The sequence below is a fragment of the Dokdonella sp. GW821-FHT11D02 genome, assembly GCF_058808595.1.
The window spans coordinates 2847269-2860223 of the sequence record NZ_CM179520.1; the positions used below are offsets into that span (position 1 = coordinate 2847269).

Consider the following 12955-nt stretch of genomic DNA (forward strand, 5'->3'; position numbering starts at 1 on the left):
TTTCTAGATCAGCTCTCGCGACCTGACGGCAGCGTGCGCATCGACCACGCATTCAAGTCGCCGCCCAGCAGATGCCTCACCACGGCACGCACGAGCCGGCGCAATTGCGCGAGCGGCTCCGGCGCCGGCATCTGGTCGTGCGCCAATGCGAGCAAGGCCGCGCCCCGCACACGCGGCCAGCGCGTGCCGTCGCGCCAGGCCAAGGCGCCGGCGTCCGGGTCGTAGGCGTAGTCGACGTCGGCATCGAGCGGGCGCCCGTCGGCGGCATGCGTCAGCGCCAAGGCGTAGCCGAGATCGGCGAGAAAATCGCGCTCAAACCGGCGCAACGTCCACGCCGTCGTACGCTCGTCTGCCAGCCGCGCCAGGCACAGCGCGTAGGCGGCGAACGCGTCGGTATGCGGATCGTTGCGGCCGCTCAGCCGCAGCACCAGCTCGTTGACGTACATAGAGGCGAACAAGGCCTCGCCAGCCGGCACGATCGATGCACCGGCGGCTTCGGCAGCGCTCAGAGTGCCTAACTCACCGCGCGCGACCCAGCTCAACAGCAACGGCTGCAGCGGCTGCAGCACGCCGCGCGGCAGGCGGCTGCGTTCGCGCCGTACGCCGCGCGCGACCAGGCCGACGCGGCCGTGATCGCGCGTGTACGCCTCGATCAGCAGCGAGGTTTCGCGATACGGCCGCGCGTGCAGGATGTAGCTCGGTTGCTGATCGATCTGCATGAGCGGCGAGGATGACGTGGGAAAACGGCGGCGAGCCGGCGCCGCCCCATTGCGGCCTTCACTCTCCGTATCCGAACTGCTTCAAGGCGGCGGCGTCGTCGCTCCAGGACTCGCGCACGCGCACCCACAACTCCATATGCACGCGGCGGTCGAGCACCTGCTCGATCGCGCGGCGCGCGGCGCTACCGATCTTCTTCAGCTGCGCGCCGCCGGCACCGATCACGATGCCTTTCTGGCCGTCGCGTTCGACCCAGATCACAGCGCCGATGCGGCTGATCTCGGGGGCGTCTTCAAAACGTTCGATCTCGACCGTGGTCGCATACGGCAGCTCGGCTGCGAGCTGCAACATCAGCTGTTCGCGAATCAGCTCGGCGACCAGGAAACGTTCGCTGCGATCGGTGTACTCGTCCTCGGCGTATTCGGCCGCGCCCTCGGGCAAGCGCGCGACGACGTCGTCGAACAAAGCCTTCACGCCGTCGCCGCGGCGTGCGGCGACGAAATGCACGCCGGCATAGCCGCGCTCGCGCGTCACTTCGGCGGCGAACGGCAGCAAGGCGCCCTTGTCGTTGAGTTTGTCGACTTTGTTGACCGCCAAGAGACACGACGCGGCGCGCGGTGCGATCAGTTTCCAGACGTCCTCGTCTTCCTCGCGCCAGCGCACTCCGTCGACGACGTGCACCAGCACGTCGGCCTCGTCCGGCACCTGCCGGGCGACGCGATTGAGCTGGCGGTTCAGGCCGCGCGTGCCGCCTTGGTGCAGACCGGGCGTGTCGAGGAAGGCCACTTGCGCGTCGTTGCGCGTGACGATGCCGAGGATGCGGTGGCGGGTCGTCTGCGGTTTCGGCGTGACGATGCTCAGACGCGTGCCGAGCAAGGCATTGAGCAGGGTCGACTTGCCCACGTTCGGACGGCCGATCAAGGCGACACGGCCGAAGCGGTGCGCGGAGGTGGGTTCAGTCATTGTCGGCATTCCTTTCCAGTTCGGCCAGAGCTTGCTCGGCAGCGATCTGCTCGGCAGCGCGCCGGCTCGATGCGCTGCCGCGCGTGAGCAACCGCGCACTCGCGATGCCGCAGGTCGCTTCGAAAATGCGGGCATGTTCCTCGCCCGAACTGCCGACCAGCTCGTACACCGGCAACGGCAGATTGCGCGCCTGCAGCAGCTCCTGCAATCGAGTCTTGGCGTCCTTAGGCGTATTCGCGCCGGCGGCGACACGCGCCGCAAACAGGCGCCGTACGGTATCGCGGCAGGTCAACCAGCCGGCATCGGCGTAAATCGCCGCGATCAGCGCTTCCAATGCATCGGCGAGTATCGATTCGCGCCGGAAACCGCCGCTCTTGAGCTCACCCGGACCCAAACGCAGGCGCTCGCCGAGCTCTTGTTCGCGCGCGATCTCGGCCAACGTGCCGCCATTGACGAGCGCGGCGCGCAGACGCGTCATCTCGCCCTCGTCGGCGCGCGGATAGTGCTCGTAGATCAGCTCGGCGACGAACAGATTCAGCAGCGCGTCGCCGAGGAATTCGAGGCGTTCGTTGTTCGCGTGGCCGACGCTGCGATGCGTCAGCGCGCGCTCGAGCAGCGCGGGATCGGCGAACGCGTGTCCGAGGGTCCGGTCAGTCGCCACCGGGGCCGCTGAGACTGACCGACTTGTCGAACTTGCCGACGAGCTCGAGGTTGTAGATGAACGGCACGCGCTTTTCGTAGGCGATGCGCAAGGTTGCAGCGCCGCCTTGGCGCACGAGCTGGATCGCCGATGGCGGAATGCTGTTGTCGTCGACGTATTGCGTATCGAACTTCACATCGAGATCGCGGCGGATTTCCTCGATCGATTTCTGCGCAATACCCGGTTCCTTGCGCAACGCTTCCATTGACTTCACCACGCCGAAGTACTCGGTGTATATCGGCACCAGCCGCATCGCCATGTAAGCGAAGAAGCCGACCACACAAAGCACGATGACGAAACCGATCAGCGTGATGCCCCCGACCCTGCTCCGACCGATCATATGCCTTCCCCGTCTGTTTTGGATGCCCGGCGCTACTTTATCAGCGTGCCGATACGGCTGAAGTCGATGCCGTTATCGAAATTCATCCAGATCACGAAAGCGCGGCCGACCAGGTTCTGCTCCGGTACGAAACCCCAGAAGCGGCTGTCCTGACTGTTGTCGCGGTTGTCGCCCATCGCGAAGTACTGGCCCGGCGGCACCTTCCAGGTGCCTTCGTGGCCGATGAAGACCTGCGGGAATTCCATGATGCGGTGCTCGACTTCGCCGAGTTTTTCCAGCTTGACCTGGGCGCCGGCCATGCTGCGGCCGGATTCGCCCGGTCCTACGTACGGTCCGAGCGGCGTTTCCGCGATCTCCTCGCCGTTCACGTACAGCACCTTGTTGCGATAGCTGATCTCGTCGCCCGGCAGGCCGATGACGCGCTTGATGTAGTCCTCTTTCGGATTTTCCGGGTAGCGGAACACGAACACGTCGCCGCGCTTGGGCTCGCCCACTGCGAGAATTTTCTTGTTCAGCACCGGTAGACGCAGACCGTAAGCGAACTTGTTGACCAGGATGAAATCGCCGACGAGTAGGGTCGGCATCATCGATCCGGACGGGATCTTGAACGGCTCGGCGATGAAGGAGCGGAACAGCAGGATCACGAACAAAACCGGGAAGAACGAGCGCGCGTATTCGACCGCGATCGGCTCGCGCAAAGCGTTACGCGAACGCGCATCGCGTTCCTCTTGCGACAGCGCCGTCATCGATTCGAACGCGTGTGCGCGGCGTGCGCGCGCACTCGCGAGAAACAAGCGATCGAGCAGCCAGATCACGCCGGAGACGGCAGTCAGCACCACCAGCAGCAATGCAAAATCAAAGTCCATCGGGGCTCCTTCGGAGCCGGGATTGGGGATTGGAGATTAGGGATTGGGCGAAGGCAAACCTGTTTCGTCCAATCCCTAATCCCCAATCTCGAATCCCAGCCTTTCTATTTGTCCATCTGCAACACGGCCAGAAACGCTTCTTGCGGAATCTCCACGCTGCCGACCTGCTTCATGCGCTTCTTGCCTTCCTTCTGCTTCTCCAACAGCTTGCGTTTGCGCGTGATGTCGCCACCGTAGCACTTCGCCAGCACGTTCTTGCGCAGCGCCTTGACGCTGGAGCGCGCGATGATCTGCGCGCCGATCGCAGCCTGGATCGCGACATCGAACTGCTGCCGCGGAATCAGCTCCTTCATTTTCTCGACCAGCTCGCGGCCGCGCCGGTCGGCGCTGGAGCGATGCAGGATCAGGCTCAACGCATCGACGCGGTCGCCGTTGACCAGCACGTCCACGCGCACCAGCGGCGCCGCCTGAAAACGCTCGAAGTGATAGTCCATCGACGCGTAGCCGCGCGAAACCGATTTCAGCTTGTCGAAGAAATCGAGCACGACCTCGGCCAGCGGCAGCTCGTAGCTGATCTGCACCTGGCTCGCCATGTAGTGGATCGAGCGCTGCACGCCGCGCTTTTCCTCGCACAGCTTGATCACGTTGCCGATGTGCTCGGGCGGCGTCAGCACGTTCGCGACGATGATCGGCTCGCGTATCTCCTCGATGTACTGGACCGGCGGCAGCTTGGCCGGATTGTCCAAGGACATCACGCTGCCATCGGTCTTGAGCACCTCGTAGATCACGGTCGGTGCGGTCGTGATCAGGTTCAGATCGTATTCGCGCTCGAGCCGCTCCTGGATGATCTCCATGTGCAGGAGACCGAGAAAGCCGCAGCGGAATCCGAAGCCCATCGCCTCGGACGATTCCGGCTCGAACACCAGCGCGGCATCGTTCAAGCGCAGTTTCTCCAGCGCTTCGCGCAGGCTCGGATAATCGTCGGCTTCGACCGGAAACAGGCCGGCGAATACGCGCGGCTGCATCTGCTGAAAACCCGGCAGCGGGCTAGGCGCCGGCTTGTTCGCTTGCGTCAGCGTGTCGCCGACCGGCGCGCCGTGCACGTCCTTGATCGACGCCGTGACCCAGCCCACTTCGCCGGCGCGCAAGGCATCCTTGACCGTGCGCTTGGGCGTGAACACGCCGACCGAATCGACTTCGTGCGCGCGCCCGGTCGACATCACCAAGAGCTTGTCGCGCGGCTTGATCTCACCCTGCATCACGCGCACCAGCGAGACCACACCGAGATAGTTGTCGAACCAGGAATCGATGATCAGGGCCTGCAGCCGATCGGTGTCGCGCGGCTTGGGCGGCGGGATGCGCGCGACGATCGCTTCCAGCACGTCGACCACGTTGAGACCGGTCTTCGCGCTGATCGCGACCGCGTCGGTCGCATCGATACCGATGACCGCCTCGATCTCCTCTTTGACCTTGTCGACATCGGCGGTCGGCAGATCGATCTTGTTCAACACCGGCACCACTTCCAAACCCATCTCGACCGCGGTGTAGCAGTTCGCGACCGACTGCGCCTCGACGCCCTGCGCCGCGTCGACGACCAGCAGCGCACCCTCACAGGCCGCCAGCGAGCGGCTGACTTCGTAGCTGAAGTCGACATGGCCTGGGGTATCGATGAAATTGAGCTGATAGGTCTGCCCGTCGCGCGCCGTATAAGGCAGCGACACCGACTGCGCCTTGATCGTGATGCCGCGCTCGCGCTCGATCGGGTTGTTGTCGAGCACTTGGGCTTCCATTTCGCGCGCGGTCAAACCTCCACACAGCTGGATGATGCGGTCGGCGAGCGTGGATTTGCCGTGGTCGACGTGGGCGATGATCGAAAAATTGCGGATATGAAGCATCGGTTCTGCTGTGGCCGTGGCGGACGCCCGGCACAATCGCCGGATTATCGCAGAATCCTGCGTCCGATGGCGCCAACAAAAGAAAACGGGACCTCGCGGTCCCGTTTTTCGAGGGCAGTACAGGCCGGCGCCCGCAGCGCCGGCCCGCACCTGCCTCAGCCGCTCTTCGCCTTCGGTACGGTCACGGCGAGGAATTGCGTCTGATCGCCGCGTCGTGCCAGCAGCATGACCGAATCGCCCGGCTTGGCGTCCTTGGTCGCGGCGGTGAAATCGCTCACCGACTTCACCGACTTGCGCCCGACCATCAGGATGACGTCGCCCGGAGCGAGACCAGAGCGGCGAGCGCCGGCGCCGGTCAGGCGCGTGACCACCACGCCGTCGCCGCCGGTGATGCCGAGCTGCTTGCGCTGCTCCGCGCTTACTTCCTCGACCACGATGCCGAGCGGATTGTTGGCCGCGCCGGTGGCGCCGTCGCGCGCGTTCGCGAGCGACTTGCCGTCGGCGGGCTGCTCGCCGACCGTGACCGGGATAGTCAAGGTCTTGCCGTCGCGCCAGATGCTGAGGTCGGCCTTGGTGCCGGGCTTGGTCGAACCGACCAGCGGCGGCAAATCGGGCGAGGTGACGATGTCGCGGCCGGCGAACGCGAGAATCACGTCGCCGAGCTGCACGCCGGCCTTGTCGGCGGCGCTGCCCGGGGTGACCTGGTTGACCAAGGCACCGCCGCCGCGCGGCAGGCCGAGCGCCTTCGCCTTGTCGCGATCGACGTTCTGGATCTGCACGCCGATCATGCCGCGGGTGACGCGACCGCTGGTCTTGAGCTGGTCCACCGCATTCATCGCGATGTCGATGGGAATCGCGAACGACACGCCCATGAAGCCGCCGGTGTTGGAGAAGATCTGCGAATTGATGCCGACGACCTGCCCCGCCAAATTGAACAGCGGACCGCCCGAGTTGCCGCGATTGATCGGCACGTCGGTCTGGATGAAGGGCACGTACTGCTGGTCGATACCACCGAAGTTGCGGCCTACCGCGCTGACGATGCCGGCGGTGACCGAGTGGTCGAAGCCGAACGGCGAGCCGATCGCGACGACCCATTGACCGGCCTTGAGCATCTTCGAATCGCCCACGCTGACCGCCGGCAGGCCGCTGGCCTCGATCTTCAACAACGCGATGTCGTATTGCGCATCGGTACCGACCACCTTGGCGTCGAATTCGCGGCGATCGGGCAGATGCACGGTCACGTTGTCGGCGCCGTCGACGACGTGATTGTTGGTCAGCACGTAGCCGTCCTGCGAAATGATGAAACCCGAGCCCATCGACAAACGCTCGCCGCCGCGCGGATTGGGCATCGGACCGAAGAAGCGGCGGAAGATCTCCGGCACGTCCTGCTGATCGGGACCTTGGCCCTGGCCTTGATCCTGGTCGGATTGCTTGTCCGGATTGCCGCTCGCCTGCACGTTGACGACGGCGGGGCCGTACTTCTCGACCAGTCCGGTGAAATCGGGCAGGTCGACCGCCATCGCCGGCGTGACCAGCACGCTCGCCAACGCCACCGCGCCGAACCAGCGGGAGAGCGTCCCGCTCCTCATGTACGTCATGACACCACCTCTTGTTTCCCTGGTTGGATGAAACGGGCCGCTACGACCCGGATTGCGCGCTTGGATGAAGCCTACCGCGCAAAGTTCCGCCGCGACGAGCGATGCAGTCCATCTCGCTCAGACTCGCTTCAGATCGAAACTACGGCGCCGAAGAAGGGACGGGTTGCACCGAGCGCCCCATGCGCTGCACGGTCGCTTGCGGCACGTCGCCGAGCACGGTGATCTTCCAATCGCCATCGTCGCGCGAGTAGACGCTGAGCAAGCCTCGCTTCAACGCGCTGTCCTGCGCCGGCGCCTGGCGGGAGTCGCGCGGCTCCACATACACCGAAACATTGGCGATGCCGTCGGTGTAAACGTAGTGCTCCGCCTGACTCGGCTCCTGTGTCGGCCGATACCCGCGCAAGTACAGAAAACCCGGCGCCGGGTCAGTGATACGCCAGCGCGGCGCGGAAGTCAGCGGGGCCTCGTCCGGTGCGGCGCCAACCCCGATGCCAGGAGGCAGCGCGAGATCACCGGCTTTCGGCTTGGCGTGAATGTCGAGCGAGACGAACATGAACTGTTCGAGCGAACGCCGCGCCGAATCGATCACGGTCGAACGCAGCAGCAGTTTGGAATCCTGCTCCAGCCAGAGCCGATAACCGTAGCGGTAAGCGTCGCGCGGAAGGATTTCGACGACCTGCGCGCGATACCCGGCGACGCGGTCCTCGCCGTCCAAGCCGAGCGCGTACAGCTTGCCGAAGGCGCGACCACGCGTGTCGGGCACCAGCGGCAGCAGGCGCGAACCGACGCGATTGGGGAACAGCACGGTCGGGCGGCCATCCTGCACGCAGGTAATCAGGCTGCCGTCGCGCAGCACCTCGCTGCGCGGACCGCTGACGCTGATCAATCGCTCGCGTTCTTGATTGCCGCCCTCGTGAAACAGGCGCAACGCGTCGATTTCTCCGTTGTGCTCGTAGACGAACACGCCTTGATAGTCGAGCGTGCGCAATGCCGCCGACATGGATTGCAACAAATTCTCTGCAACAGCCTCGTCTTGCGCGTGCAGCCGCGTCGAGATCAGACCGAAGGCGAGCGCGAGCGCAAAATACAGAACGAAAGCGACGTGCCCGAAGCGCCCTCGCCCCTCGTCGCGCGCACCATTGACTATTGCGTACACGCCAGGCCCACGATCGTCGTCGTTAAGAACGAGGGCCTCTTCGAAATACGTCTTCGCAACACCGCCGAAGAGCTTGCGCATCGATCAGCGGTTCTGCGGAGTCTGTGCGCCGGCCGCTTGTACCGATTCGCGTTGCGGTGCGACCAGCAGCACGTACGGCACGAAGGCGGTCTGGCCCGCCGCGCCGGCGGTCTGATAGTGACGGATCAGATACGACTGCATACGCGGATCGGTCGCGATCGGCTGGGTCAGATCGGTGCCGAAGTTGGCCGGTGCGGTTTCGATCGGCGTCGCCGGCGCCAGCAGCGGCGGCCGGAAATCAGCGCCGGCCTGCGTCCGCGGTGCGACCGAAACGGGTGCGGCCGGTGCCGCGGCCAGCTGCGTGGAAGCCGGCGATGTCGGGGTTCTTGCGGCCAGTCCGGAGCGTTCCGGCTCGGAGGTCGGCGGTTTCGCCAGCATCAAGGCGACGACCGCGACGGACGCCGCGATCGCACCGCCGGCGCCCCAGCGCAGCCATACCGGCTGCACGCGTGCGTGGGCGGTCGGCTCGATTTCGATCGTCGCCATCACCCGCTCGGTGAAATCGACCGACAAGGTCGGCATTTCCTGCCGTCGCAGGGTCTGGCGTACGAGGTGGTAGCGCGTCCAGCGCTGCGGCAGCTCGTGGTCGGCTTCGATGCGCTTGAGCAGGAAACGCGTCTGATCGCGTTCGAGTTCGCCGTCCATCAAAGCCGATAGCTGTTCGTTGATCGTCTGGTTCATGGCGTCTTGGGTCATGCCGTCTTGCTTCCTTCCGACAACAGCGGGCGCAATTGTTGGTCGATCGCTTCGCGGGCGCGAAAGATGCGCGAACGGACCGTTCCGATCGGGCAATTCATCGTTTCCGCGATTTCCTCGTAACTCAGGCCGTCCACTTCGCGCAGGGTGATGGCCGTCTTCAGTTCCTCGGGCAGGGCTTCGACCGTGGCGAACACGGTTCGTTCAATTTCCTGGCGCATGAGTTCGCGTTCGGGCGTCGCCGACTCGTGCAGACGGGTGGCGCCGTCGAACAAGACGGCGTCTTCCACTGCCACGTCCTCGGTCGGCGGTCGCCGGCCTTGCGACACCAAGTAGTTCTTGGCCGTGTTGATCGCGATCTTGTACATCCAGGTATAGAACTGGGCGTCGCCGCGGAACGAACCGATCGCGCGATAAGCGCGCACGAACGCCTCCTGGGCCACGTCCTGACACTCGCTCCAGTCATTGACGTAGCGCGAGATGACGCTGACCAGCTTATGTTGGTACTTCCTGACCAAGAGGTCGAACGCGCGCTTGTCGCCGTTCTGGACACGCTCGACCAGCGCTTGATCCAAGTCGCTTTCGCCCATCCGGGCCGTTCTCCTTCGTTGCCGACTCGGTCAGGCATATTCGACTGACCATGGCCGGGGCAAATAGTTTCGTGGGCGCCAACGCGCAGGAACCCGCCTTCGAGACGGGCGAACCACGGCCGTGCGGGCGCGCACGGGGCGCAGGGACTGCAGTGTACGTAGAAGTTCGAGCGGATTTCGAGCATCCAGTCGCCCGCCGCAGCCGCGACGGCGGCAAGGCTAGATGGGGCCGCCCGAAATCCCGCTCAACCGTGCGCGGGGGGAGCCTGTTGTCTTCCTCCGAGCAATCGCTCCCGCTCCTGCAGCAGGTTCTCGAAGCTCGCCGCCGGCAGCGGCCGGCAGAACAGGAAGCCTTGCAGCACCTCGCAACCCTGTTCGCGCAGAAAGTCCAAGTGCTGCTCGATCTCCACCCCTTCCGCGACCACTTCCCGATTGAGATTGTGCGCCATCGCGATGGTCGCCTGCACGATCGCCTCGTCGTCCGGATCGATGCCGATGTTGCGCACGAAGGCCTGGTCGATCTTGATGCGATCGGCCGGGAAACGACGGATGTAGTCGAGCGAGGACTGCCCGGTACCGAAGTCGTCGATCGAGATCGCGCAACCGAGCTCGCGCAGCCCGTGCAAGGTTTCGAGCAAGCGCGGGATGGTCTTCACGCTGATGCTTTCGGTGACCTCCAGATCGAGCAGACGCGGATCGAGGCCGGTCTCCGCCACGATCGACTCGACCAGGGCGACCAGGTTCGGCTGGCGCAGCTGCAGCGCCGACAAGTTCACGCCGATGCGCAGCGGCAAGCCGAAACGCATGTGCCAGCGGTGCGCGTCGCGACAGGCGGCGCGCAGCACCCATTCGCCGATCGGGACGATCAGGCCGGACTCCTCCGCCAGCGGAACGAAGAAACCGGGGCTGATCATGCCGAGCTCGGGATGCTCCCAGCGGATCAGCGCCTCCATGCCGACGATGTCTTCGCTGCGTCCGTCGATCTGCGGCTGATAGAACACGCGCAATTCGCCGTTCTTCTCCGCCTGACGCAGCTTGGCTTCGAGCGCGAGACGCTGCTGATGAGATTCTTCCGGCACCGCGACATAGGCCTGGAAGTTGTTGCGCCCCATACCCTTGGCCGAGTACATCGCGATGTCGGCGTACTTCAGCAAACGTTCGGTGTCGCTGGCGTCGTCCGGATAGAAGCTGAGACCGAGCGAAGCGGTGATGCTGAGTTCGAGCCCGCCGGCCAGGGTCAGCGGCGCCTCCATCGCGCGCACGATCTTCTCGGCGATGCGTACCACGTCTTCGCGCTGCACGATGTGGCGCAGGATCAGGGTGAACTCGTCGCCGGCGTAGCGCGCAACCGTATCGGAGGCGCGCACGCTGGCACGCAGACGCTTGGCGACCGCCACCAGCACCTGATCGCCGACCGGATGGCCGAGCGAGTCGTTGATCGTCTTGAAGCGGTCCAGATCGACGAACATCACCGCGAACATCTCGCTGCTGCGGTGCGCTTCGTGGATCGCCGAATTCAGGCGATCGTTGAACAGCAGCCGGTTCGGCAGACCGGTCAGCGGGTCCATCAGTCCGGTCACCCGACCCTGCTCGCGCGCACGCCGCAGCTCCAGCTCGACCGCCAGCGCATGAGCGAACACGCGCAATCCTTCGATGGTCGCGTCGGTCGCTTCCAGCGCCTCGCGCCGCGCCATCAGCAAGGCGCCGAGGCCCGTTCGGCGTTCGCCGATCAGAGGCAGGCCGATCAGGCACTCGAAGCGCCGTTCGCGCACGAAGGCATCGTCGCCGACCGCGCTCCAGGCGTCGGTGGTCAACAAGATTTCGCGGCCACCGAGCACGCGCTTGAGGCTCGGTTGGCGTAAGGGATCGGGCATGCTTTCGGCCAAACCGAAGCGGTGGAACACGCTCAGTGGCTGCACTTCGCCGACGTGCTCGGGCAAAGCTTCGACCACGGCCAAGTAGTCCAGTGCGAGCCAGTCGACCATCGCCTGCACGGCGGTGTCGAAGTTGTCGCCGCCGGCACCGGCGGCGGCGACGCGGCCGAGCGCGTGCAAGGCCTCCTGATACCGACCGAGCTCGCCCAGTTCGCGAAACAGATAAAAATGCACCAGCCGGCCGTCCTGCACGGCCAGCCGCATGTGCACGTCGACTGCATAAGTGGAGCCGTCCGCGCGCGGCTTGCGTCCGCGCAACTGCACGCCGCCTTCGCGGCCGAGGGTGGCAGCGGCTTCGGCGCGACGCTCCGGCGTCAGCGCCACGTCGAAGCTCTCGATGTCGCCGGCCAGCAGCTGCGCGCGCGAATAGCCCGAGCGCTGCACGAAGGCGGTGTTCACGTCGAGGATGCGGCCGCTGGCCGGATCGACCACGGCCAGCTCGTCCAAGCTGCCGTCGAAGGCGAACTGGTAGCGGTCGACGCCGCCGCTGATCGAGGTCGGTACGCGCTGGTCGCGTCCGCTCATCGCGTTGCGGATGCGCTTGCGTGCGTCTTCGGCCACCGCCGGCAAGGCGATCCAGTCGACCACCCCGGGCGGCTCGCCGCCGCGGCGCCAGCGCAGCGCGCCGGGCGAGCCGGCCAAGAGCCCGATCACCGGCACCGGTGCACCCGGGCGGTACTGGCGCAATTCTCCGCAGAAGGCGAGCGCGTCGACCGCTTCGCCCTGGAACTCCAGCAGCACCAGGTCGATCTGCGGGTCCTGCTCGAGGAAACCGCGTGCCTGGCCGAGGTCGCGCGCCGAGTAGATCGCGTCGAAACCTTGCGCGTCGAGCGCATCGAACAGCAGGCGGCGGTCCTCGCGATCGCTCGCGACAACCAGGACGGCGCCGCTGTCTTCGGCTTCCGTCACTCGACCCAGCGCCCGTCGCGCAATTTCAGCTTGGGCTGTTCGCGGTTGGCGGCGGCGATGCGTTCGAACATGCCTTCCAGTTCCTCCGGCAACTCGAAGCCGTTGCCGACGAAGACCAGTTTGCGCTCGTTCGCGCTCTGCATGCGCGAAATGCGTCGCAGCAATACAGTGTCGGCCGGTCGCAGATGCTCGCCGAAATCCACAAATAGATAAATGCCGAAGTGCATGCTCTGCAGCACGTAGCGCAAGGCGTCGCCGATGCGCTTGGAACCGGGTACGTGCAAGCCGCTCTCGCGCAGCGAATCGATGCCCCCTTCCGGATCCCAGACGTAGATGGAAGTGCCGCCGCGCATCGCCAACACGCGCATCTGCACCAAGGTCTCGGCGACGTTGGGCGTATCCAGCGCGATCAAATGCTGCGGCGAGCGCATGATGCGATCGAGCAGTTTCTGCGTCAGCGACGATTCGGCCTGCTTGTCGAGCACACGCATTCCCCCTTGGCGGACCGGG

The 12955-nt window shown here is 65.2% G+C and carries 12 protein-coding genes; all 12 read right to left on the reverse strand.

The window, feature by feature from the left end; genetic code table 11:
• Window positions 1-8: 8 nt before the first annotated feature.
• The 12 genes from recO to AC3QL3_RS12065 all read right to left on the reverse strand — a co-directional run bounded on the left by recO (window position 9) and on the right by AC3QL3_RS12065 (window position 12936).
• Window positions 9-719, reverse strand: a complete 711-nt coding sequence (gene recO / locus AC3QL3_RS12010) for a DNA repair protein RecO (RefSeq protein ID WP_492893855.1) — start codon at window positions 717-719, stop codon at window positions 9-11.
• A gap of 58 nt (window positions 720-777) precedes the next feature.
• Window positions 778-1680, reverse strand: a complete 903-nt coding sequence (gene era, locus AC3QL3_RS12015) for a GTPase Era (RefSeq protein ID WP_492893857.1) — start codon at window positions 1678-1680, stop codon at window positions 778-780.
• A complete protein-coding gene (gene rnc, locus AC3QL3_RS12020) occupies window positions 1673-2341 on the reverse strand; it encodes a ribonuclease III (protein WP_492893859.1) in 669 nt (222 codons plus the stop codon). Before rnc ends, era begins: the two co-directional genes overlap by 8 nt.
• Window positions 2331-2720 (reverse strand): DUF4845 domain-containing protein, encoded by a 390-nt coding sequence (locus tag AC3QL3_RS12025; protein WP_492893861.1) that lies wholly within the window; start codon window positions 2718-2720, stop codon window positions 2331-2333. The genes rnc and AC3QL3_RS12025 overlap by 11 nt, the downstream gene beginning before the upstream one ends.
• 32 nt (window positions 2721-2752) lie before the next feature.
• Window positions 2753-3586, reverse strand: a complete 834-nt coding sequence (gene lepB, locus AC3QL3_RS12030; RefSeq protein WP_492893863.1) for a signal peptidase I — start codon at window positions 3584-3586, stop codon at window positions 2753-2755.
• Between the two features lie 104 nt (window positions 3587-3690).
• Window positions 3691-5481 (reverse strand): translation elongation factor 4, encoded by a 1791-nt coding sequence (lepA, locus tag AC3QL3_RS12035; protein ID WP_492893864.1) that lies wholly within the window; start codon window positions 5479-5481, stop codon window positions 3691-3693.
• Window positions 5482-5636: 155 nt separating this feature from the next.
• A complete protein-coding gene (locus AC3QL3_RS12040) occupies window positions 5637-7079 on the reverse strand; it encodes a DegQ family serine endoprotease (RefSeq protein ID WP_492893866.1) in 1443 nt (480 codons plus the stop codon).
• A gap of 139 nt (window positions 7080-7218) precedes the next feature.
• On the reverse strand, window positions 7219-8316 hold the full coding sequence (locus tag AC3QL3_RS12045; protein WP_492893868.1) for a MucB/RseB C-terminal domain-containing protein: 1098 nt from the start codon (window positions 8314-8316) through the stop codon (window positions 7219-7221).
• 3 nt (window positions 8317-8319) lie between these two features.
• Complete coding sequence (locus tag AC3QL3_RS12050) at window positions 8320-9012, reverse strand: sigma-E factor negative regulatory protein (protein WP_492893870.1); 693 nt, start codon at window positions 9010-9012, stop codon at window positions 8320-8322.
• Complete coding sequence (gene rpoE, locus AC3QL3_RS12055) at window positions 9009-9602, reverse strand: RNA polymerase sigma factor RpoE (protein ID WP_492893872.1); 594 nt, start codon at window positions 9600-9602, stop codon at window positions 9009-9011. The genes AC3QL3_RS12050 and rpoE overlap by 4 nt, the downstream gene beginning before the upstream one ends.
• Window positions 9603-9847: 245 nt before the next feature.
• On the reverse strand, window positions 9848-12445 hold the full coding sequence (locus tag AC3QL3_RS12060; protein WP_492893874.1) for an EAL domain-containing protein: 2598 nt from the start codon (window positions 12443-12445) through the stop codon (window positions 9848-9850).
• Window positions 12442-12936, reverse strand: coding sequence for a hypothetical protein (locus AC3QL3_RS12065; protein ID WP_492893876.1), 495 nt, complete (start codon window positions 12934-12936; stop codon window positions 12442-12444). The genes AC3QL3_RS12060 and AC3QL3_RS12065 overlap by 4 nt, the downstream gene beginning before the upstream one ends.
• Between the last annotated feature and the right edge of the window lie 19 nt (window positions 12937-12955).

Bases quoted from the DNA above. Each gene is read 5' to 3' on its own strand.
- recO (WP_492893855.1), bottom strand. From the start codon at position 719: ATGCAGATCGATCAGCAACCGAGCTACATCCTGCACGCGCGGCCGTAT.
- era (WP_492893857.1), bottom strand. From the start codon at position 1,680: ATGACTGAACCCACCTCCGCGCACCGCTTCGGCCGTGTCGCCTTGATC.
- AC3QL3_RS12025 (WP_492893861.1), bottom strand. From the start codon at position 2,720: ATGATCGGTCGGAGCAGGGTCGGGGGCATCACGCTGATCGGTTTCGTC.
- lepB (WP_492893863.1), bottom strand. From the start codon at position 3,586: ATGGACTTTGATTTTGCATTGCTGCTGGTGGTGCTGACTGCCGTCTCC.
- lepA (WP_492893864.1), bottom strand. From the start codon at position 5,481: ATGCTTCATATCCGCAATTTTTCGATCATCGCCCACGTCGACCACGGC.
- AC3QL3_RS12040 (WP_492893866.1), bottom strand. From the start codon at position 7,079: ATGACGTACATGAGGAGCGGGACGCTCTCCCGCTGGTTCGGCGCGGTG.
- AC3QL3_RS12045 (WP_492893868.1), bottom strand. From the start codon at position 8,316: ATGCGCAAGCTCTTCGGCGGTGTTGCGAAGACGTATTTCGAAGAGGCC.
- AC3QL3_RS12050 (WP_492893870.1), bottom strand. From the start codon at position 9,012: ATGACCCAAGACGCCATGAACCAGACGATCAACGAACAGCTATCGGCT.
- rpoE (WP_492893872.1), bottom strand. From the start codon at position 9,602: ATGGGCGAAAGCGACTTGGATCAAGCGCTGGTCGAGCGTGTCCAGAAC.
- AC3QL3_RS12065 (WP_492893876.1), bottom strand. From the start codon at position 12,936: ATGCGTGTGCTCGACAAGCAGGCCGAATCGTCGCTGACGCAGAAACTG.